Here is a 22078-nt window from a genome sequence, read left to right on the forward strand (position 1 = left end):
GAAGTACTGGAAATACGGGTCGGCGCATACGCGCGGGGCTACGCCCCCCAGCGCTCGCACACCGCCTCGTCGGACAGGTGGTAGATGTGCTTGAGCAGCAACAGGCCGACTATGAAGCGAGTCTCGGTCCCCGGCCGGCCGGTGTCGCTGAAGCGATCGGCCACCTGCTCGTCGATCCAGTCCCAGTCGATCCAATCGGCCAGCTGCACCAGCTCGTGGGCCATGTCGATGATCTGGTCGAGCCGGGCCCGGAACAGATCGCCGGTCTCCTCGGTCTCAGGCCGTCTGGGTCGCATCGATGCCCTCCTCGATGCGCCCAGGGAATCATGGATCGACCCCGGACGGAATCCCCAAACCGCGGAAAAATCGCAAGGTTTCGAAGGACAAATCCTCGAAATCCTGCAAAATTGATTACTTCAACCGCCTCGATTATCCAAAGACGTCAACAGCTTGGGCTTTGTTCACAGGGAACGAATGCGTGCCGAAGCGTGACGGATCCAGGCCAACACTGGCGGTCCATTGCGATACCAAGCGCGCATATTGACGGGTGGTGAGGCTCCCTCTACGGGCGGTGAAGAGGAACTGGCCGGGCTTCTTGCAGGCGGCCTCTAGGTACGCATCGATCGCATGGCGCGTTTGCTCCGTGATTTCGAACTTCACGGGACGGCCTGTCTTCTTTTGCCGGACCGTGGCCCGATCGAGCGCACAGCCGTGGGGCGCGACATCGTCGACCCTCAAGCGCACAAGATCACACCCGCGCAGCTTGCTGTCGATCGCCAGATTGAAGAGAGCCAAGTCCCGAGTTCGCCTGTCTAGCTGTAAGCGGGTCCGAATCGCCCAGACATGCTTTGGCTGAAGCGGTGGCTTCGGGCCGATCAGCTTTGTCTTGTACGAGGCGCTCCGATGGCCTGCGAAGACGCCAACATCTCGATGGCTTTGCATAGTTGTTCTCCTCGATATCTCTTGGATCAAAGGAGATCGATCGTCATGCAAATCAGCTCACCGGCTCATATCAAGCCGCAGCTGGACAGAGACGTCCGGTTTCAGGGCTATTGCTGAGGTCGCCAAAGCCCTGTCGGTACAGGGAACAATAGCCAGGAGGCGACATATGTCGCCTCCGCACGACCGTCCCCGATGTGTTGTCGCCCCGCTCGCTGGGTGGCCGGCGTCGCGACACCTAGCGGCTCAGCCGGCCACGCTCGACCCTGCGCCAAGGCGGACCATGAATTAGCATTCCACCCGGGCCATTCGGTGGCAGCCCGTTAGTGAAGTGGCTGCGTCGGAAGGCGTCAACCGACGGTTAGCCGCCTGACAGCCGACCCACGCCAACTGCCGCGCGCAGACGCGTCATCAGATCATCGGCGGTGATGACGCCGGAAGGCGATAGGTTCACGCCGCCCGCTCGCAACATGCGTGCGGTCCACGTGTTGCAGGTGTTGAACAGGTGGAACGTGCCATGCGCGTCGTAGAAGTGGCTGCCCAAGAAAAGGCCGCGTGAGACGGGTTCCGCGCGACCGCTTTCAGGGCGGACGAATTCGCCGGCGATGGCGCCGACCATCCGCCGCAAGCCGCCTTGCGTCATTGCCAGCACCTCGACATCTGCGTATGTCGGCTCCGGCGCGCTCGCGCGACCAGCCACGTGCATGACCGCAGGCGTCGCCCAGAACGCGGCATCGACCGTCATGCCAAGTGTTGGCTCCTTGGCAGGATAATATTCGCGGTCGCCCCAGCCGAATTCGAGAAACGCCGCATCGGGGAAGTCGTCGGCTTCCGGCAACAACCCGGTCGCGATCACCTCGGCGCGGGGGATGACAATCGCGGTGTGCCAGCCGTTGCTGACGACTTGGACGGCGTGGATGCGCGGACCGGCATCCGCCGGGGGCAAGGGGGGTACCGCGGCACAGGTTGCGAGGCAGCCGGCACAGACAAGCCAAACCAAAGCGCCCATCATCCGTCCCATGGGGCAGGCTAGCACCGGTTCACACGTAAGATGAAGCAACCGGTAGGCGACGGTCCGCGTATCTCGAAGTCGTGCCGCAGGCAGATTGGGGGGCTGCGTGGAGGCTTTGCGGAAGTTGCCCAAGAGGCGGATCGAACCGGAGCGACGAAAGTGGCGCACCTTGAGCGCGCATTCCAGGGATCCCCAATGAGTTTGAGAGCCGACCAGCTAACCCCGAATGACTTGAACGTGAAAAATTCTTGCAAGTATTCCGCGGTTCTAATCGCCCGGATCGAGGGGCACGAAGGTCGGCTCCGGGTCAGAGTCGGTCTTGGCGGGCCTTGCCGGGCGGCTTCAGCTGTCCGAGGCAGAGCGGACCTCAAGACCAAGAAAGCGGACCTTGCTGCCGAAGGTCCGACCCCGCGGTCTGACTGGACGTCGAACTGTCGTGACCAGGACGCGCAAGAGTAGCCACAACCGGGCTCTAGACAGTTCGTCCAGGAGTGCCGTGGCCTCGATTAGGTCAGGTGGTTCAAATCTCTCTGCAAACCAGCCATAGATCGGGGCAAGTTAATCATGAGCCTGCCCGCACGGACCGGCCCACTGCGGGCCCAGGCCCCGATTATTGTCGGTGGTAGTCACTCGGTTCGTAATGCCTGCGCCTTTAGAACGCTATACTGTCCGCGCAGATTGGTGTACAGCACCTGGCAGACAACCTCCTGGCGAACACCGGTAGCGGATTTTTCGAGCACGGTTAGATCTTGCTCACCGGGGCCCATCACGGGAGCAATAAGCCTCCCGCCAATGCCAAGCTGCTCAAGTGGCGGCGGGGGTACCTCGGTACAAGCAGCCGTGATGGCGATCCGGTCGTAGGGCTGTCGCTCGGGATAGCCTAAGCTGCCGTCGGCCAGTACCAGCACGACATCCCTGTAGCCGGTATTTTCGAGGTTTGCCTTGGCGTATTTGAAGGTCAAAGGATCGATTTCCATTGCGACCACTAGGCCCTGGTCACCCACCACCTCGCGCGCGACCGCCGTACCATAGCCAGAGCCCAGACCCACCTCGAGAAACCTGTGACCCTGACCCAGACCCAGCGGTTCATAAAGGAGTGGATAGCTATGCGGACAGGAAATGGTCGCCGTGACGCCCGGCAGCGGCAAGGGGACCTCTAGGTAGGCATAGTCCCGGTAGGGCTCCGGAATAAAATCCTCTCTCGGCACCTTCAACAGGGCCTGTCTGATGCGTTCGGATTTGAGCAGGCCTTCTGCGATCAGCGAGGCGACCTTCTTCCGGCGCTCTCGGGCAAAGGCTTCCTTGCTTTTGCTCGGCTTCTTAGATGGAGGGATGCGCCAGCCGTACATGGTTTTCCCTGGATCTCAACGAACAGGCCGATCATCCTGATGATTGCCTTCATGAGAACGGGGATATCGGCCGGCCGGCACGAACTGATGAGGTTGCCGATCAGCACCACCACGCGGGCGTGGTAGATCACTCCCGCCACCTCCAAGTCCTGACTCATGTCACGGTGGCAGGTGGCGCTCTGTCCCGCCAAGTAGGCCGGTGGCTATCAACACCTCAAGCCCATGGCAGATCGCCGCCACGGGCTTGTCGGTCTGAAGAAAATACCGGGCGATGGCCACCGCTTTGGGGTTCTTCCCCAGGCTGGCCGGCGCCTTGCCAGCGGGCAAAAGCAGCAGGTCATAGTCCTCCGGACGAACGCCGTCGAGGGTCAGCCCGGCGTCGACCTCGTGGCCGTGCTTGCCGCTGATCAGTCCCTTCTGCGGCGTGCCTAAGTCAACCTCCACTCCCTTTGTCCACAACTGGTGCAGCGGCTCGGCGAGTTCGCTGTCTTCAAGATAATCGGCGCTGATACTCAGCGCTCACGTATCCCGCTTCCGGTATCGCTCTCTTGGATCCTCCAGGTTCAAGAAATGCAGGCGACGAGCGTTGATGCAAGAGCGATAGCAGTCGAGACACTAGGATTTGCTGAGAGGGTCATCACCTGACATTTGGCGCCATGGCCGCCCAGCGGCACGTCACCATGACGCTGGAATGGTAGAGTCGTGCCGGTCAACCCATCTAGCGACCGCGGACGACCCAGCGCAGGAAAAGGTGGGCGGGCAGGCAAATTACGATCGGCACCAGAATCATTTCCAGCGCGAGATAGAGCAATGGATGTAGGAACGTCTGCGGCGCCTTCCCCGGCCCGAAGACGAAATTGATATTGTCCGGGGGCTCGGTGGCCAGGTAGGTGATTGGCAGAACCACCCACACAAGAAGAGTTTGCGCCAACAAGGCCCGCGAATCGTAGCCAAGACGGCGAAGCAAGAAGATGACGACGATGGGCAGCATCACGTGAAACAGCGAGAGTCCGCGCAGGTAGAGAGGCAATTCGGCGTCAAACATATAGCTCGTCGTCCCGAGCAGTCGGAAGCCGGCGAGGTTGACGAAAAAGTCTAGGCTCCAAGCCAGTTCGAATGGCAAGACTCCGATAGCCATCATGCTGTTCAGCAAGCGGTTCTCGAAACAGACGGCCAGGAAAACAATGAAGAGGGCGATATCGGAGGCCCAAAGGAAATTGCTTGGGCCATAGTGTTGCCAGTAGACCGGAACGAGGATGCACAGAAACAGACCATAAGTGATCTTGATCCAGAGCGGGATCCGACCGCGCCTAATCGGCATCCCTCCAGGTTCATGGTGTCCCGACACAGCCGCCATAGATTTGCATCGCCATGGGAAGTTGCAACCACATCATGGAGTGTCCCTTCTTCGCTTCGATCTCCTCTGGCCGAGCCCGCGGCAAAGCGCCCAATTCAACGACAGCGGGGTCCGGTCTCATTTCTGGAGCCAATCCGTTCTTTAGGATACCTGATCGGGCAGGACGAAATGAACCCAGGATGCCCGTGACGCATCCATCTTCTCCGCCGCAGTTGCGGCAACAGATGGACGGGCCGGTCGATGTGAGGGAATGCCTTGACGATCAAGATCTCCCTGTTCGGCAATCCGTTTTGGAGCGACAGGCTTTCGGCGCCTTCAAAGCGTCATGGATGAGGACCGGCTTGAGAGCAAGGAGCCGGCTGTCTTTGCCCTGATGAAACTGGGGACGAGGGCGTATGGGTCCCCGACCGCCAACCGGCTGAGCTGGTGAGACCGGCTCATGATCTAGGCGGGTGCTAGCACGCAGCCCCACACCGACTCGATCTTTTCTCCAAACACTTGTTCACGATAGCGGTCCAAGAAGTAGGCAATGGTTTCAACGCGGATCTTGATCGAACCGACCGGTTTGTTCTCGTCGATGTCCTTGAAGCAGAAATAGGGCGTGCCGGAACGCTCGATGATTTCCTCGATGACGGTATAGGCAGGGGCATCGTGTCCACACTTGAAGCTCGACAGTTCCAAAGCCACGAGGTTGGGGTGGCGAGCGGTGAACTTGGCTGCCCAGAGTTTCCGCGAGGTGTGCTCCGAGTAGCTGTTCTTCCATACGTCGTCGATCGACAGTGGCGATGACATGAACCCGGCGCGGACCTCCTCACCAAACAGCCGATCGAGAATGTCTGGGTCGCGTGGCAAGGCATCCTGCCAAAAGACCGGATAGCCTCGCTTCTGAAATTCCCCCAGGATTTCGTGATTGACGCCGGGGTCGTTGTGGTACGGCCGGCCCAACACCACGATACCGATACGGTTTTCCCGTTCGAGTGCGTCCAGGGCGTCGCGCGACCGCCGCCGCAATGCGGCTTCGTGGTCTTCCAACGCCCTTAACCCTTCACGTACGGCATGGAGCGATTCCTCGAAGGACAGTCCCAGCTCAGCCTTCCAGTCCTCGTACATTTGCCGCGCGCACAGCTGCGGCTCATCCAGATTGAGGAACGTCTTCTTGAAGACGATGCCGTTCCGTTCGAACAGGTCGCCTTCCTTGATGAAGGCGGCGTGGGTCGCTTCGGCGGTTGCAACCGCTGTCGGACAGGCCTTCGCGGCCTGGACATCGTCGAGAAAGGTGGGAAACGAATCTACCATTGGGAAGAAGACATGGGTCAGCGGCTTCTTCTTGTGTTGACGGTGAAGCAGGTCGTGGACATGCGGGATGCCCAGCTTGCTTGGGAAACAGGGGTCGATACTGCCGCGCTTTGCGCCGCTTTTGTAGAGCGCCTGATCGGTGTAGTCGGAGAAGACAATGTTCCGGGGCGGGACGCCGAGGGCGGCGAAGTAAGCCATAAAGAACGGCGCTTGAGCGTAGAGATTGAGAACACGCGGGAACCCAATGCGCAGCGTCTTGCGCCGCGCTACCAACGCGCCGCGCCGGGAGATCGCGGCTCGACGGAACGCCTGGAGCGGGCCGATCACGGGCGGCGGACCGGCGACCTTGTGGACTTCGGGCTGCCAGAACGCCGATCTGGCGCCCAGGGCCACGAAATTCGGGTTCTGCTCTGCCACCTCGTCGAGCGCCGCCTTGATGCGTCGCATGGCATCGAGGTCCTCGACCATGCCCTTCTCGCAGCTAGCTACAATCAGGCGCCGGTGACCGGGATGTAACGGGACCTTGGACTCGAAACTCGCCTCCGACACTCCGCCATCGGTGCCTATGTGCACATCGATGAAGCTGCGGAGGCAGTTGTTCTTGCAGAAATTGCAGCGGGTGGCCTCGCTCTGGGTGGTTCTGTAGACAATCTGCGCAACACGGTCGATCCCGATGAAGCGTGTCTTTCGACCGTGTTCGCTCCACACGCGATGGGCCTCCAACGCGCAGCCGATGGCGCCAGATTCACCGCAGTGCCGATGTACGACGATCTCTGGCTCGGTGCCGGTGCCGTGGAAGCGCGAGCGGACGAAGTCCACTTGCGCCTTGACCGCCGCCAGATTGTGCTGGGTACCGCCCTGAAGCACGAAGCGGCGGCCTAGGCGTGCAAGGTTCGGCAGCTGGGCAACGTAGAGCCAGATGTTCTTCGGCAGGACCGCTGCCAGCCCGGCCATGATCTCGTTAGGCTGCCAGCCCCGCCGCTGGAAGTCGACGATGTCGGACTGCATGAACACGGCGCAGCCATAGCCGAACTCTGGCATCGCGTCGGCGGAAAAGGCGATGTCCGCGTACTCGCGGACGTCGAACCCGAAAGCTTCGGCCGTGGCCTGCAGGAAGTACCCGTTGCCGGCGGAGCACTGGGTATTGAGCTTGAAATCCTTCACTCGCCCATCTTTGAGGACGATCAGTTTGATATCCTGCCCGCCGACATCCACGATGACGTCGGTGCCCGGATAAGAGTGCAAACAGGCCTCGGTGTGGGCGACCGTTTCCACCAGCGCCACGTCCGCCTTGAGCACGTCCTTGAGCACGTCCTTGGCATAGCCGGTCGTGCCGACGCCCAACACCTCTAGGTGCGCCCCCCGCTCTCGCACTTGGCGGGCGAGATCAGCGATGATCTCCATCGTGTCTTCTATCGGATTGCCCTTCGAAAGCCGGTAGGCCTTGGCAAGCACGCGCCGGGCGGGATCGAGCAAGACACCCTTTGTGGATGTGGAGCCGCCGTCAATGCCGAGAAACGCCTTGACCGTGACCCCCGACTGGAAGCGTACCGGCCGCCACGGCTCCGGCCGATATTGCTCCTTGAACGCGGCCAGCTCCCTCGCGCTGCTTACAAGCCTGTCCGATCCGGCGCAGCGCAAGTCCGTGACCGAACTGCTCTCGAGATGCGCGCGCAAACCCGCGTGCCCCAGATAGAGTCCCGCGAGCGGATCATCCTCCAATTCCGCCCTGCCGAACTCGACAGCGCCGATGGCGGCAAAGTACAGGGCATTGCTCGGCGTTATGATGTAGGCCTCCGCGGGTCGGGAGGGGTCGGGCAGCGCGATACCTCGCTCCTCCCAGATGCGCGGCAGATTGTGCAGCCAGCACTCCCGCAATCCGCGGATGAACGTGTTCGGCCCGCCGAGCAGCAGGACTGTCGGGCGCAGCGTGTGCCCACGCGCCAAGACCGAGAGATTCTGTTGAACGATTGATTCGAACAGCGACGCCATGAGCTCTTCGGCTGGAACCCCAACCTTCTGCAAGGAATTGATGTCGGTCTCCGCGAAGACGCCGCACTTCCCAGCGACCGGATGAAGCGCAAGCCCCCCATAACCCATATTGCGAAGCCTGGCGGGCGAGATCTTGAGCTTGGCGCTGATCTTGTCGATGACGGCACCGGTACCGCCCGCGCACTTGTCGTTCATCGAGGGGATCTTCTTTTTGGCGCCGCTCTTGAGCTCCTTGTAGACCATGATCTTGGCATCCTGTCCGCCAAGCTCCACGACGCTCTGCACCTCAGGATGGAGCTTCTCGACGGCGAGGGACACCGCGTTGACTTCTTGAACGAACTTGCCGCCGATATGTTCAACGAGGGCAGCACCGCCGGAGCCCGTAACAAAGAGCCGGACCGCCTCGCGCGGGGCATCGGGAAACGCCGCCGCGATGGCATCCAGGAACTCAAGCGACTTCTCGGCCTGGCGGCTGCCATGCCGCCGATAGTCCTGCCATAGAATTCGCTGGCTGACCGGTTCCACGACCACCGCCTTGACCGTGGTGGAGCCAACATCGAGGCCAATCAACAGGGCGACGCCAGGCGTATCGGCGGCCGCGGCTGGCCTGACCGCCGGCTCCGCAGGCCTCTTGAGCGGCGGAGCCACGGCCGTCTTCCCAGTCTGCCTGCCGACCATTCCAGGGCAGGCCTGGCAAGTCGCGCAGCCGCCAAATTCTCGATCAGACTTCGGCCGGCCGTTCCGCGGGCAGCTCATGGCGGCCTCCTTTGACGGCGTGCCCGCAGGGCGCCCAAGTTGGATCGCGATCCATGCGCCGGCTTACATGTAGGACGAAGTTGGCAGCGCGCCCGACAAAGCCCAGTGTGTGCGCGACAGGGCACAGCGGGCGGCGCAGGTCGTGGTGCGCCGCAACAAACGCGCGGATTTGCCCTAGGGTGTATCCGCTGCGCACCACGGCCGCGCGAAACTCCTCCTTGCTCCTCGACTTGGCCTCGCCCAGTGCCATCTGCACGCGGGAATAGGCGTTGATGTCGCCTTCGCCCGAGGTCTCAACCGGCAAGAAAATCATCTCGGGATAGTGGGCGAGCACGGCCGCCTGGGCACCGTCGGACTGCGTGGAGGGCATGCAGCCAAAGGGCTTGAGCGAAAGCACCAGATGCGCCAGGTCGCGATTGCCATAGTAAATGTTCTTGGCCACTTCGAGATGTCCCTCGCCGCCGCCGCAGCGGCTGTTGTAATAGGGGTGACCGACGCGTTGCAGCTCGAATTGGTTGGCCAGCCGATGTGCGGTGGCGCCGAGCGCCCGGCGCCGGCTCTCATAGGCTCGCACCAACAACTTCTCGACCAACGCGACGAGGCTCATGTCCCGGAGGTGGCGCGCCCGCAACACAAGACCTTGCCACGCGCCCGGCTGGATCTCTTCCTTGCCGAGGGCCCGGCGGTCGGCCATAGCCAGACGGGCGTAGTGCACCGAATAGTGAATCCAAGTCGTCACCGGCTCGACCAGCGCCTCTGCGCCCTCGTGCTCGAGGAAGCGAAACATGTGGAAGTTGCCGTCGCCCTCCGTGGTCTGAGCCCAGAATTCGCCGGTGATCTTGGCGATCGGCTTCGCCCGCGTGTAGTCGACCTCTATCTCGGCATCGATCAGTTCGCGGCAGCACTGCAATGTCTCCAGATAGCGCTGGCCGCGCCACTCTTCGAAGAGCTTGGCAAAATCCTGGGGGGCGCCCAAGCCGGTGACCCTCGCCAGCAGTTTGTGCAACAAGCCAGCGCGCCCAGTTCCGTCCGCCCCAGAACGCAATGCCGCGCAACAGATGCGCAGGCATTCTTCGAGTACGCGATCCGTGATCCCCTTCCGCAACTCGTAGGGACGGATGTGATAGGCGACTTCGTTAAGCAAATCGCCAATGAATATCGCATTGGCGAGCGTCGCGAAGAAGGTCAGGTTCATCTGCAGACCCGCCTCGGCATTCGACTGCGGGAACCCGCCTTCCTGATTGAAGATCAAGACCCGGAAGCCGTCGAAGCCCGCGTTGCGCAGGGCTAAGCGATACTCGGCTTCGTACATCCCAAAGCGGCAAGGTCCGCAAGAGCCGGCAGTCGCAAAGACGTAATCTGAAAGGATGCTCTCCGTCGGAACGTTGGCCTCGTCGCGAAGTCGTTTGAGGTGGTTGATCAGAGCCCCGACGTTGAAATAGGTCGGGTTGCACTGGCCATTGTTCCCGTACTCCTTGCCCGTCTGGAAGTCGGCCTTAGTAGGCGTCGGCAGCGCCGCCGCCCGGTGACCCAGGCCCTCGAGCGCTGCCGCAACAAGCCTGTCGTGCCCAGTCGTGAGACCACCGACAAGCACAGTGACGCGCTCTCGCTCCTCAAGCGTGAAAGCTGGCTCCGCTGGGCGCCGAAAATGATGGCTGGGCGCCGCCGTCACCGCCGCCGCTCCTGACGCGGCTCTGTGCCGATCCACTCTCGGCGAATCGACGGTTCGTAGCCCGGAGGCGTCCCTCCCTTTGCCCCCACGAAAAAGATCTCCGACCATGATCTCGACGAAAGCTATGGCAAATGACCTCAACCATTTGCTCGTCTTCCGTGCGGCCGCATTGATTCAACGCAACAAAATGTTGGAACCCGCCAGCGTTCTGTGAGCGCCGGATTGCATCGCGGGCTCGCTGGAGTTTCGACTTCGCTCGTGTCGCAGAAAGCCACTCGAACGCGCGGTGGGGATCATGAACGATGGGAAGCGGCGGTGTCAGCGCCGGGAAGTCCAAAGAAAAGGAGCTTCCACGGCCGGCGACGGCTTACGACGTTATGTACCGGTGTCGATTTTGGCCGGTCCCATGGGATCAATGCACCCGCGAAGGCGACGGTTGGAGCTATTGATTGCAGTGGGCCTTGGTCGGCCGACCAGAGGCACCGAAATCGATCCTTTCGATACACCTTTGGGACCGTCTAGAATCGAGCACCTATTTGTCCCAAGAGAGATTTCTCTAAAAAGGCATGTACATATCAGCTAGGCCCGCGCCTGCCCGACACTTCGTTGGTTGGATGAACCGTCGCGACAATGGCGCGCCCGCTCGGTTACGTGCCGCTTCGGTGTCTGCGCCGGCAACCTGGTACCCGCATCTGCCTGGCTGTCTCCAGGTCATCCCGGATTGCTGCCGACAGTCTCTCGGGCAAGCGGGTGGGGCCACCGGGAAATGTCAGCTCAAATGAGATCTGCCCTGTCTCGCAAGTCACATTCCCAGCGGTGTCGCGGCCGATGCGTGTCTCGCCACTAGCAGTGAGCCCTTCTGGCCCTGGATAGCAGGGCGTAGTATTCTTGGATAATGGAGGCACCGAAGCAGTATCACCGGCACGAGCATTCGGGAAACCTGCAGCTTGTCATGGACGCTGCGGGGCTTCTGCAGATACGCGAATTCGACCTGTTTCGTCTTGCCTGGTGTCGCTGGTGGGGCGACGAGCCCGACGAGAAGGCGCTGGAAGAATGTTTTGTCGCCTATATGTTCCAGCAGACCCTGCCAATTTGGGTGCGCCACTATTGCCGCGAGGTCTTGGAGCGTGAGTGGGATGGTCGCCTCGACCCGGCGGAATTCGGGGTCAATCCGGTAGCGCGTCGCGAGCCGCCGGTGGGCCTCGGTAAGGCCTTTGTCGGGGTGACGGTCGCCGTATCGATCGTCCTCTATCCTCTGTTGCTCGAGGCCACCTACGACCCGCAAACTTCGGCACCGCTCGCGTGTGAGACGGGCATCGGGATGCAGTTCTTCGCCGGCCTTGCCCATGCTCTTGCTGGCCGGGAACCGCCTGGTTGCCTGCGCCCAGAGCTGGAACCCAAATGGATTGAGCCAGGGATGAACTAGATTGGGACGGACCTCTTGAGCAAGAAGGGTCGGGAGTTCGTGCGTAAGTATGGTCTGGCGGTATTCCTGGGGGTGCTCGCCATCGTCCTTTTCCTCCTCTTCAGCGGCTACCTCACCGGAGAATGACTGACGACAGCTCTGGCCGATGCTACCGATGAAGAAGACAAGCCCCACCAGTGCGGGGTGTCGACGGGGCTCGCGGCAAGATCAAGCAGTATTTGCTTTCCAGCGGAGCAGACCATCGAAGAGGCCTTTGATCGGATAGGAACCTATTACGGTTGTTGAGAGGCCATGATCGTTCACGATCTCGATCTCTGTGCCTTGCGTTGCTGCTACAGCTGCCGGCTGTCCAGGTGGTTCGCCCTTTTCAGGCCGAGCGTCGAATTCCGAGGCCGCACCTGGAAGATCACCCGGTAGGTGCCCCAGATTTCGGGCGCCGCACTCAGGGCGTTGGGCGGGATGCGGTGCAGCCCAGACGGGCGCCAGCTCCCATCGATCACGCTGGTCACGTGCGGATTGTCGACCTCCAGGGTCACGGACTATTTGCGCTCCAACACAACATCGGCGAGCCGGTCCGCCAGCGCCACGCCCGCCACCTCCGGGACGAGTGAACAGCCCTGAAGGCCCAAGAGCGCGCGGCTCCCTTCTGCCAGAAGGCGGCCATTCATGGTGATGACGGCAGCGCTGGCGGCCCGGCGCCCGCTCACCGCGCCATCGGCACCGATGAGCACCTTCCACACTTGTCCGTCGTTGCCGTTCCGTTTGCTTGCCTCTCAAGGTTCGGAGACGTGATATCCCTGGTCAGGAATGCTTTGCCATCCTGAGCCATTCACGCCCAATCGAGAAGCATGGTTCCGTCGCCTTGCTCGAAATCAATGCGGCTCTTGCAGGCGCCTGATCCAATCGCGGACTTGGCCCGCGCCGGAAGGAAGGAGCGATGCTGACCCTTGCCTCGGCCCTAACCAGGACGGTTCGCCTTCACGGCCAACGCCCCGCGATTCTGCACGCCGAGGGGAACCTCACGTGGGAGGCGTTCGCTGGGCGCGTCGCCCGTGCGGCAGACGTGCTCAGGTCCCTCGGCGTCGAACGCGGGCAGCGCTTCGGTATCCTTAGCCGCAACAGCTCTCGCTGTGCAGAGCTGATGCATGCCGGCTACCGGATGGGGGCAATCCCGGTTCCCGTTAATTACCGACTTGCCCCTCCGGAGATTGCCTACGTTCTCGACAACGCTGAGTGCGCGGTTCTGGCGCTCGATAGTGCCTTCGCGGGCCTTATGAATTCGGAAGACCTCGCCCCCTGGTCCCGGAATGTCATCGTCCTCGGGCCATCGCGGGCCGCCGAGCCTTGGCCGCAATATGATGTGCTGATGGAGCAGGCGCAGGACGTGGAGCCTGGCGAATGCACCGAAGAGGACGATGCCCTTCTGCTCTATACCGGTGGCACGACCGGACGCCCAAAGGGTGTCCCTCTGAGCCATCTGAACATCGTCTCGAATGCCCTTCAGATCGGGTTCGAGCTTGGCCCACACAGCGAAGATGTCTTTCTGCACGTCGCTCCCATGTTCCACTCGGCGGATCTGCTCGCGACACCTTTCGCGATGGCCGGAGCCGCCCATCTGTTCTTACCCGAGTTTTCGGGACCGGCCGTGCTGGAAGCGATCCAGACCTACCGGGTCACGGCTACCTTGATGACCCCCACCATGCTCATCTTGGCAATGCAGGAACCCGACATCGGCAGGTACGATCTGTCCAGCCTCCGGCAGGTAATCTACGGTTCCTCGCCGATGCCGGTGGAATGGATCAGGAAGATGGTCGAACGGTTCAGGGGTGTCGAGCTCGTTCAGGCCTATGGACTTACTGAAACGTCCCCTATTTTGACTTTGCTGCACGCGGCCGAACATGAGACAGCGGTGCAGACCGGCCGGTATGAGGTCCTGAAGAGCGCCGGCCGGCAGGTCCCCGGCGTCGATATGAGGGTCGTTGACGCCGAGGACCAAGAGGTTCCGGCCGGACAACCCGGCGAGGTGATCGTGCGCGGTCCCAATGTCTGCAAGGCATACCTCAAACGACCAAAGGCGACCGAGGAATCGTTCCGCCACGGTTGGTTCTACACCGGCGACATCGGTCGTATCGACGAGCGCGGTTACCTCTATCTGCTCGACCGCAAGAAAGACATGATCATAACGGGCGGGGAGATGGTTTTCTCGTCCGAGGTCGAGGCCGCGCTGTACCAGAATCCCAAGGTTCACGAGTGTGCCGTGATTGGCGTGCCGGACGAGACATACGGCGAGGCGCTGGTCGCAGCCATCGTCCCGGCACCCGGCCAAAGGTTGACCGAGGAGGAGCTGATCGCGCACTGCCGGGGCAGAATTGGCGGCTACAAGATCCCTCGCCGCTACGTTTTCCTGGACCAGCTTCCGAAGAGCGCGATGGACAAGATCCTCAAGACCGAGCTGCGCCGGATCTACGGCGAGAAAGAGTGAACAGGCACCCATGGACATCGAGGGCAAGAACGCGCTTGTGCTGGGCGGTGCTGGGTTGGTCGGGCTCGCCGTGTGCCGGGCGTTGCTCGCAAAGAGTCCGGCGTCTCTGGTCGTGGCTTCACGGCAACGGCCGAGAGCGCAGCAGGCGACCGAGAGGCTAAGGGCTGAATTCCCTCAGACCTCCACGCGGATAACACCCATGTGGGGCGATGTCTTCATCCGCAGCGACTGGCAGATCGATGACGGCCACCCCCGCGCTGCCGCTCTTGCGGACCCCGAAAAACGTCGCCGTCTTGTCGCCGACATTCTCGATCTGCTCGACGAGGACATCGTCTCGTCTTCCATGCTCAGCCGCGTGATTGAAGGGCGAGCTGCCGGCTTCGACACGCCGGCAGCTCAGATTGTCGTGGACTGCATGAACACGGCGACGGCCGTGAGCTACCAGAACGTCTATGCCTCGGCCCAACGTCTGGCGAGCATGGCGCAGGCAGATCCCGATGCAAGCGATTTGGTTGGAGAGCTGGAGCTCTTGTTGGCATCCCTCTATGTCCCCCAGCTGATCCGCCATGTGCAATTGCTTTACGAGGCTATGCGGCGCGCTGGCACTGTAGCCTATGTGAAGGTCGGCACGACCGGGACCGGAGGCATGGGGCTCAACATTCCGTACACCCACGGTGAGGAGAAACCCTCGCGCTTGTTGCTGTCGAAGGCTGCCCTCGCGGGCGCGCAGAGCCTGCTGACATTTCTTCTGGCGCGGACGCCGGGCGCTCCGCAGATCGTCAAGGAGATAAAGCCGGCGGCTGTAATCGGTTGGCGCGAGATTTCACACGGCCGAATTCGCGCTGGCGGACGCGACATCGCAGTTCACGATTGTCCGCCCGATCAGGCTGTCTCCATTCGGGATCGGGCAAATCTCTCCGAGCAGGGCGCCTTTGGTCGAAGTACAGGCGAATACCTGGAGGGTGTCTACATACAGACCGGCGAAAACGGCCAGTTCTCGGCCGCCGAATTCACGGCGATCACCGCTATCGGCCAAATGCAGCTGGTTACGCCCGAGGAGATTGCTGAAAGCGTCGTCCGGGAGCTTTCTGGAGGAAACACCGGACGCGATGTCATTGCTGCTCTCGACGCGGCCATCACGGGCTCATCTTATCGGGGCGGGGTTTTGCGCCAGGCCGCCATCAACCGTTTGCACGCATTGGAAAGCGAACTCGGGGAGTCGGTCGCCTTCGAGATTCTGGGGCCGCCCCGACTCTCCAAGCTGCTGTTCGAAGCCCATCTGCTGAGGCGGGTCTGCAAGACCCTGCCAGGTGTACTGGCTCGGGAACCCGACACGCTCGCGGCCGACTTGGAACGTCATGTTTGCGATAGCGCGGAGCTGCGCAAAGCCATGATCTCCATAGGCATTCCGATCCTGCTGTCGGATGGAGAAAGATTGCTGCGCGGCCCGGCGATCAAGTCCAAGAACCCTTATCATGGCTGGGTGGACCTCACAGTTTCAAATGTGCGGGCTTGGCAAGAGCGTCTGAGGTCCGTTCGCGACACGCTGCGCCGGGAAGCCGATGGGGACACGTCGTCCCTGCACGATCGCGCTTTCGCCTCCAGCCGCACCTGGTGCGCCGAAGACGGGGATTTCGACATCGGAGAAGTTGTCGCGTGGATCTTTAATACGGAAGAGCAGGGGCAGCGCGGGAAAGGTTAGTGACCGGGCTCTTAAGGCTTGCTCTTGCGGCCTTCCAGGTCAACGCGAGAAGCTTAGAAAGGATCCGGTCTGCAGAAAGCAAGGGATGTCATGCTCGACCTCCCCATGACCGACGACGAAGCGCTGCGGACGGGATTTACGCTCGATGTTTCCGAATACTACAACTTCGGCTTCGACGTTATCGAGAGATGCGCCTTGGCGGCCGACAAGACAGCCTTCATTTATGTCGGCCGCTCGGGGCAGACGGCTGAGGCTCAACTGTGGTTGAATCTTGCTGAAGGACGCGATGGGCAGTTCGCCAAGTCCCAGATGCATTGTCGCGCGAGCAAGCTAACCGAAGCCGAGCTTCAAGAAGCCACTGCCTTGGCTGAGTCCTGGCAACCGGGCGACTGCGAAGCTGATCTGGGTGGAGCAGCAGCCAGCGCGACCAACTAGCGCTCTTGATGTCACCTTCGGGTCAAAATGCGTCTTCCTGGAGCACCCCGAGGGATGTCCGAACTTGGGGGAAAATCGGTCGCGGTCGGCTGAGACTTCAGATTTCTGGCCCCTCACGGATGCGCGGTAAAGCGGGCGAACACCGTAGGGTGGTCTCGAGAGACGATACTTTCGATTTCGATTTCAAGGCGCCACAGCCGATGCTGAAGGAAATGCCCTCCTTGGCCCAGTCGAGGGGACCTCTGGCAGGTCTTTGGGCTCCAACCTGAGTTCTTTGGTGATCTTTCACAGCATGTCCCCGCAGGCCTCGACCAAAAAAAGTTTCTCGGATTTCGCGGCAATATGCGGTGGGTTAGTCACCCGGTCGTGCGGTCAGCGCTGTAGGGATTTGAGCCCCCCATACCCTGCAATCGCTTACCCGGCAGCGCCTGATACCCCCCTCACCTAATTCCGGCTGAGCAAAAATCCGATTAGGCCGCCGGTCGCAGAGCCAAAAGTTCTAGGTTCTTGGCCGCCCCCCTTTCGCTAATGACCAGGCGAGGGGCCAGCTGAAGTCGAATATGCCCTTGCCCAAACCGCGACGACGCTCACCAGCAACTATTTCGCCGCCAGCAATCAGCGACCTTAGGCGCAAACAGGCTACGCGCTGACAAAAACACGCCGACTACTTCCGCCGACGCATCATCCGCCACCCAAGCTGCAGCGGGCCAGAAGCCGGCGCAGCGCGTCGCGCAATAACAGGCGTCGCTTCCCGTGCAGAGCGAGCTGCTCCTCGAGCTCTTGCCAAGCCGGCCACCACTTCGAGGCCGACGGCTGCGTTCTGAGCACGTACTCGACCACGTCGGCAGGCCACTTGCGGAGCTCTCGCGCGTAGAACTTGGACTGCGCGACAAGATCCTGGGCGTCAGTCAGCCGACCCTGCGTCATCACCCTGACTCTGCCGAGAAGAAGCATGATCTTGTGTTCGGCCATTGGTGCGCAGGCTTGTTCGACCAAGCGCAGATGTTCGCCAACGACGGCCGCAAGACCGTCAGGTGGATCGCCCGCCAGCTCGTAACCGATCAACTCGACGTCCCAGCCGCCCCATTCAGTCGTGCGGTCCCTTTCGACGGGCTTCAGCAGCGAGTCGACCGTAGATGGCAAGGACGCCAGAAGGGCCCGCGTTCGCTCCGATGGCTTTGGCCCTTGATCGGCGCTCGTCGGCAAACCTGCGCTCGTTGCGGACCCAGGTCTGCCAGGCGCGGTTCCAGTCGTGCTTGAGGCCGGCTTTGCCGGTTTTGTTGTGCCAGTATTCGGCGAAGTTGGGGGCGATATGGCTTCGGAGATATGCTTCATCGAATCCGTGCTCCAAACCATAGGCGATATCGCGCACGTCCGGCTGCCAGCCGTTAGGCAGCCTGGTGCCGACGTGCTCGACTTTGCGGCCCTGCTGTTTGGCTGGCGGGCCCACAGCAGGGAGATGTTCAGTGTTTGACGATTTCAAGCCAGACTGTTGGGCGAGGAACTCAACTCCGTTGCCGGGCGCCAACGGGGGGACTATAGGGGGGCCTCTTCTGAGCGTTTAACAAGATCTCTTATAGGGCTGGCTTCTGCTGACAAATCAGAAACTTGGCCGGTCGGCTTGATTACTGTCTCGGCGTTTTTGTCATCTGTATTGATGACTTTCTCCTCCGGACGGTCATCAAGATTGACGACTTCTTTCTCGAGATCGTCGTGATTTATCACGCGGACAATCTTCTCCCTCTTATCCTTCGGGTTCGGACCGACCTGGATGTAGCCGCAAGCAACAAGTTCCCGGTCGTACCGATTCAAGTTGCGGTAGTGGATTCCGGTTTCGCGCGCGATGGTCGACCGCCGCGCGTAGCAATAGCGGCCGTTCCTGCCGTTGCGATCGTGATAGCCGTAGCAGGCGAGCAAACGCAGCGCCCCGGCCGAAAGCCTGCGGTCGCTGAACGCTCGCATCGGAATCTGGCCGAATGCGCTCGCCATCACGATCCCCCGGACTTGGTCAGGACGCCGGCGAGTTGGCTTCCTCCACCCTCTCTTCGATCCAGGCCTGCACGATCTCCTCCGGCCAGCCGATCCGGCGCGTTCCGATCTTGATCGGCTTGGGGAACCTGCCCTCGCGAGTCATGCGCCACAGCGTGACGTCGGAGACGCCGAGCAGCTTCATAATCTCGGGCCTGCTGAGGATCTTCATGATGTCACCCTCGATGAGCTTGCGTTGGGTGACGTTTCAATAATCACGCCTGCGGCCCGAAAGCAAAGCCGAATCCGTCCGAGCAAAAGCGTTAGTGTTCGGACAATCGCCGGCACCTGAAGTAAGCCAGCGCGCCGCGTAGGTCGCATCTCTGGAGCGAGGGGACGTGAAGAGTCAAAAACTTAAGGATGATCAGCAATTGGCCGACCATCATAAGGCAACGGCAGAGCCGCAGGCCCTTCAAGTGGGGTTTTGGCGGGCGGCAATCCGCTGGCAGCCCACCATCGGGAGGATGCGTTTGCGGCGTCGCTTTCCTTGGCGTCTTTGATCTGCTTGTACAGCTTTAGGACGTCAAGGCCGGCCTCGGCGGCGACCTCGGCAATGATGCTCTCTTCCTCGCGTTCGGGCTGGCGCTGTCGCCGGACATACACGCCCGCCTCCGCCTGCGCGTAACGGCAGCTCTCCATCCAGCCGGAGAGCAGCGAAACCTCGAGGCCGGACTTACGCGCAACCTCCGCGATCACGCTCTTTTCGGACCGCTCCGGTTCGGCCTCACAGACACGGCTCACCCAAGCGCCGGCCGTCCCGCTCTGCCGCGGGATCGGCGCCCTTGGCGATGGCCGCGACATGGTCCCGAGCGGCCGTGCGGGCTTCCGCCAAACTGACCGCCGGGAAGGGTCCAATACTGAGGCGTTGCTGCCGGCACTGGCGGCCACCGCCGGGCCGGTACTTGAGCGTCCACGTCTTGGCGCCGCGAGGCGTGACGCGCAGACAGAGGCCCGGCGTCGCCGCATCCCAATACTCGATAAGGCGATTCTCCGGCCGCACGCTTTCACAAAACCTTGCATTCAGGTTCATCTTAGGCATATCCGTCCCGCCTTGCGCTTCTTGCTCGTTGGTTCGCTGTGGTCCCACTGTGGTCCCACCAAATCGAAGCTTGATGAAAGAAAGAGCAACTTTCAGAAAGGAGGATAAAGAGAAAAAAACAAGCGTCGTCAAATGCTAACGACTTCATACGACTTCATGCCCTTTCCGGATAATTCGCCTGAAACAGGCTGTTAACCACTGGGTCGCTGGTTCGAGTCCGGCCCGGGGAGCCAATCTTCGAAATGGCCGTTGGAGACCCCTCCAACGGCCATTTTTGATCTCCAAAGCTTCATGACTCTCATTGATTTCAGATGTTTGTTAGCTTCCCTTCCTGCGACTTTCCGTTCTTCCGGGAACAGTCCGAAAGTCGCAAGCTGAGCATCCTCGACTTGGCCCCTGGGATCACGACACTGGAGAGTGATCCGCCAGAACGAGACCCAATTGCCGCGATCGAAGCAGCCAAGGGGAAAACCCGCTGCGGCAGTTCCAAGCAGAGGAGTCGGTGAATTGCTCGTTTCGGTTGGAAAGTGTTTGTTGACCTAATGGATGTTACGCCGCCAAAGCAGGCGGACCAGCCTTCGACGGCTGCGGATCGCGGGCGTCAGAAGGAGCAACACATGAGCAACATCGGAAGAGCATTGGTGATCTCGGCGATCCTGGCAGCTCCTGCCACGGGGGCTTGGGCCGAAATGCCAAAGGAGCTCAAGGGATCCTGGGTCCTTGACGTCGCAGCGACAGAAAGGCACGTGACGACCTCCCCCCAGTGGAAGGCAGAGGATGCGAAATACCTTCCAATTTTCGTGAAGCAAATGTCCCAGTTTGTCTTTGAGTTTGAAGAGAACGCTATCGTCTCGTCCATGAGAGGCAGGCGGCAAATCCTTCCGGTGGTGCTGAAGGAGAACAGCGGTAAGACATACGTCTTCGAGGGAACGATCCGCGACAAGAGCGTTACGGTGACGGTCTCCTTCGTCGATGATCGAACCATCAACATTCAGTCCTCTGCGACTGATGACATGGATTACTACTTGTGGAAGCGGGGTCAGCCGACCGACAAGGCCGGTGCTGACGACAAGTCACTCGCGATAGAGATAATGAAGAAGGCTTTAGAGACGCCCTCTAACGAGGCCGGTGAAGGCAACAGCGAGTAGCCGCGTCCGATCCGCAGCGATTGGATCGCCAACAAGAACAATGGGGGCGGGCCTCTACGGCCCGGCACTTTGTGCGTGGGGCCCTTCTGAAGGTCGGTTTGGGGCCGTCGGCAGCGTCTCCACCGCAGGGTTCGCCGTTGGCGGCTTCGATCCTTGCCATCGGCAAGCCGAGCAACCCCGATGCCCCCGCCTTGCCGCAGGCTTCGGGGACCCTGACGAGCCGCAATGTGCGTCGTTGCGATGGACCGGTGGCGCGCGCTTGCCTTTCAGGCCCCGCCCTCGCTCAGCGCCCTGTCGATCTGCGCCTGGCTGAGCCCGGCCGCCTCGGCGGCGCGAAGGATCGCCCACCAGGCCTCCTCAGGCAACGGAATCCCCTCGGCCAGGCGGGTCTCGCGGGTGCGCCGCTCCGGTTCGCCCGGCACTAGGACCTCGCCGTCGGGCGCCGCGGGTTTCGCGCTCTTGAAGAAGTCGACGTACTGCCGCACCTCGGTCGCGAAGTGATCGTCGGAATCGAAGAATCCGAGATCCATGTAGATCGACAACATGCCGTTGGTCAGGGGGCGCTCGCCGGGACCGCAGCAGCCGGAGCCCGTCAGAGCGCCCGCCAGCAACTCGATCATGAAGGACAGCCCGGAGCCCTTGTGTTCACCCATGGCGCGAATCGCGGCCGAGCCCCGCCTGGGATCGGGTACGCCGGTCGCCCGGTCCTGGCCATAGAACAAGGCGGGGTCGGCGGCGAGGCTGCCGTCGCGATCAATCAGGCTGCCTTCGGGAATCGGCGTGCCGCCATTCAAGGCGACCATGACCTTGCCCTCGGCGACCACCGAGGTGGCGAAGTCCAGGATCAAGGGCGGCTCCTCCGGCAGGGGCACGCCGATCGCGACCGGGTTGGTGGCCATGCGCCGCTCGGCACCGCCGAAGGGCGCGACCAGGACGCTTCCCGAGACGTTGACGAGATGGATCGAGACCTGTCCCGCCTCGGCCGCCATCTCCGCCCAGTCGCCGATGCGGCCGAGGTGGCCGGACCGGCGCAGCGCGATGATCGACACCCCGGCCTGCCGCGCCTTGTCGATCCCGAGCTGCACAGCCAGGGGTCCGATGGTCTGGCCGAAGCCGAAGTTGCCGTCGGCGACGGCCATGACCGGGCTTTCGGTCACGATGCCCAGCTGCCGGTCGGGCTTCAGGCCGCCCTGCTCCATCCAGTGGCAATAGCGCGGCACGCGGATGACCCCGTGGCTGTCGTGCCCGCTCAGGTTGGCGCGCACCAGATAGCGTCCGATGCGGGCGCTCTCCTGGGGCGAGCATCCCCGCGCCTGAAAGATCTCGCCGACAAACCGGCTGAGCGGTTCCGCTTGGATCAGCACCTGCGAACCCTCCCCGAGTCTCATGATCGATACCCCATTTGCCGTCGCCATCGGCCACCGGACGGAAGGGCGCCGATCGGA

Annotated in this window: 21 protein-coding genes and 1 pseudogene; 5 read left to right on the forward strand and 17 right to left on the reverse strand. The window is 61.6% G+C overall.

Going from position 1 to position 22078, the window contains the following annotated elements; genetic code table 11:
- Positions 1-47 precede the first annotated feature (47 nt).
- The 8 genes and pseudogenes from QNJ30_20590 to QNJ30_20625 form a co-directional block, all read right to left on the reverse strand.
- Positions 48-296: pseudogene (locus QNJ30_20590) on the reverse strand (IS5/IS1182 family transposase).
- Positions 297-429: 133 nt separating this feature from the next.
- Positions 430-942, reverse strand: a complete 513-nt coding sequence (locus QNJ30_20595) for an integrase (protein MDJ0945873.1) — start codon at positions 940-942, stop codon at positions 430-432.
- A gap of 358 nt (positions 943-1300) precedes the next feature.
- Positions 1301-1960, reverse strand: a complete 660-nt coding sequence (locus tag QNJ30_20600) for a DUF2459 domain-containing protein (GenBank protein ID MDJ0945874.1) — start codon at positions 1958-1960, stop codon at positions 1301-1303.
- Positions 1961-2577: 617 nt separating this feature from the next.
- Complete coding sequence (locus tag QNJ30_20605; GenBank protein MDJ0945875.1) at positions 2578-3300, reverse strand: hypothetical protein; 723 nt, start codon at positions 3298-3300, stop codon at positions 2578-2580.
- 159 nt (positions 3301-3459) lie between these two features.
- Positions 3460-3810 (reverse strand): DJ-1/PfpI family protein, encoded by a 351-nt coding sequence (locus QNJ30_20610; GenBank protein MDJ0945876.1) that lies wholly within the window; start codon positions 3808-3810, stop codon positions 3460-3462.
- 208 nt (positions 3811-4018) lie between these two features.
- Positions 4019-4657, reverse strand: a complete 639-nt coding sequence (locus QNJ30_20615; GenBank protein ID MDJ0945877.1) for a hypothetical protein — start codon at positions 4655-4657, stop codon at positions 4019-4021.
- 444 nt (positions 4658-5101) lie between these two features.
- Entirely contained in the window at positions 5102-8593 is a 3492-nt protein-coding gene (locus QNJ30_20620) for a BadF/BadG/BcrA/BcrD ATPase family protein (protein MDJ0945878.1), read from the reverse strand.
- Between the two features lie 73 nt (positions 8594-8666).
- On the reverse strand, positions 8667-10373 hold the full coding sequence (locus QNJ30_20625; GenBank protein MDJ0945879.1) for a hypothetical protein: 1707 nt from the start codon (positions 10371-10373) through the stop codon (positions 8667-8669).
- An 895-nt stretch (positions 10374-11268) separates the two neighbouring features.
- Here QNJ30_20625 and QNJ30_20630 point away from each other — a divergent pair.
- On the forward strand, positions 11269-11799 hold the full coding sequence (locus QNJ30_20630; protein ID MDJ0945880.1) for a hypothetical protein: 531 nt from the start codon (positions 11269-11271) through the stop codon (positions 11797-11799).
- Positions 11800-12131: 332 nt separating this feature from the next.
- Here QNJ30_20630 and QNJ30_20635 read toward each other — a convergent pair whose 3' ends face one another.
- Both QNJ30_20635 and QNJ30_20640 read right to left on the reverse strand, forming a co-directional pair.
- Positions 12132-12335 (reverse strand): hypothetical protein, encoded by a 204-nt coding sequence (locus QNJ30_20635; GenBank protein MDJ0945881.1) that lies wholly within the window; start codon positions 12333-12335, stop codon positions 12132-12134.
- 3 nt (positions 12336-12338) lie between these two features.
- On the reverse strand, positions 12339-12539 hold the full coding sequence (locus QNJ30_20640) for a hypothetical protein (protein ID MDJ0945882.1): 201 nt from the start codon (positions 12537-12539) through the stop codon (positions 12339-12341).
- A gap of 197 nt (positions 12540-12736) precedes the next feature.
- On the opposite strand from QNJ30_20640, the gene QNJ30_20645 reads away from it, so the two are divergent.
- The 3 genes from QNJ30_20645 (at position 12737) to QNJ30_20655 (ending at position 16418) form a co-directional block, all read left to right on the forward strand.
- A complete protein-coding gene (locus tag QNJ30_20645) occupies positions 12737-14281 on the forward strand; it encodes a long-chain-fatty-acid--CoA ligase (protein MDJ0945883.1) in 1545 nt (514 codons plus the stop codon).
- A 10-nt stretch (positions 14282-14291) separates the two neighbouring features.
- Positions 14292-15983, forward strand: a complete 1692-nt coding sequence (locus tag QNJ30_20650; GenBank protein ID MDJ0945884.1) for a hypothetical protein — start codon at positions 14292-14294, stop codon at positions 15981-15983.
- 105 nt (positions 15984-16088) lie between these two features.
- Positions 16089-16418, forward strand: a complete 330-nt coding sequence (locus QNJ30_20655; GenBank protein ID MDJ0945885.1) for a hypothetical protein — start codon at positions 16089-16091, stop codon at positions 16416-16418.
- 681 nt (positions 16419-17099) lie between these two features.
- On the opposite strand, the gene QNJ30_20660 is transcribed toward QNJ30_20655, so the two are convergent.
- The 6 genes from QNJ30_20660 to QNJ30_20685 form a co-directional block, all read right to left on the reverse strand.
- Positions 17100-17483: a hypothetical protein gene (locus QNJ30_20660; GenBank protein ID MDJ0945886.1), complete on the reverse strand. Its 384-nt coding sequence runs from the start codon at positions 17481-17483 to the stop codon at positions 17100-17102.
- A gap of 22 nt (positions 17484-17505) precedes the next feature.
- Positions 17506-17946, reverse strand: a complete 441-nt coding sequence (locus QNJ30_20665; GenBank protein MDJ0945887.1) for a hypothetical protein — start codon at positions 17944-17946, stop codon at positions 17506-17508.
- 8 nt (positions 17947-17954) lie between these two features.
- Positions 17955-18407 carry a hypothetical protein gene (locus tag QNJ30_20670; protein ID MDJ0945888.1) on the reverse strand — a complete coding sequence of 151 codons (453 nt, stop codon included), beginning with the start codon at positions 18405-18407 and terminating at the stop codon, positions 17955-17957.
- A gap of 19 nt (positions 18408-18426) precedes the next feature.
- Positions 18427-18618: an AlpA family phage regulatory protein gene (locus tag QNJ30_20675; GenBank protein ID MDJ0945889.1), complete on the reverse strand. Its 192-nt coding sequence runs from the start codon at positions 18616-18618 to the stop codon at positions 18427-18429.
- A 182-nt stretch (positions 18619-18800) separates the two neighbouring features.
- Positions 18801-19187 carry a hypothetical protein gene (locus QNJ30_20680; GenBank protein MDJ0945890.1) on the reverse strand — a complete coding sequence of 129 codons (387 nt, stop codon included), beginning with the start codon at positions 19185-19187 and terminating at the stop codon, positions 18801-18803.
- Positions 19171-19617, reverse strand: a complete 447-nt coding sequence (locus QNJ30_20685; protein MDJ0945891.1) for an Arm DNA-binding domain-containing protein — start codon at positions 19615-19617, stop codon at positions 19171-19173. The genes QNJ30_20680 and QNJ30_20685 overlap by 17 nt, the downstream gene beginning before the upstream one ends.
- A 485-nt stretch (positions 19618-20102) precedes the next feature.
- Here QNJ30_20685 and QNJ30_20690 point away from each other — a divergent pair, with 485 nt between their 5' ends.
- Positions 20103-20633, forward strand: coding sequence for a hypothetical protein (locus QNJ30_20690; GenBank protein MDJ0945892.1), 531 nt, complete (start codon positions 20103-20105; stop codon positions 20631-20633).
- Between the two features lie 266 nt (positions 20634-20899).
- Here QNJ30_20690 and QNJ30_20695 read toward each other — a convergent pair whose 3' ends face one another.
- Positions 20900-21997, reverse strand: a complete 1098-nt coding sequence (locus QNJ30_20695; GenBank protein MDJ0945893.1) for an Ldh family oxidoreductase — start codon at positions 21995-21997, stop codon at positions 20900-20902.
- Positions 21998-22078: the final 81 nt, after the last annotated feature.

Source organism: Kiloniellales bacterium, assembly GCA_030066685.1.
In the GTDB taxonomy this organism is placed as follows: Bacteria; Pseudomonadota; Alphaproteobacteria; order Kiloniellales; family JAKSBE01; genus JAKSBE01.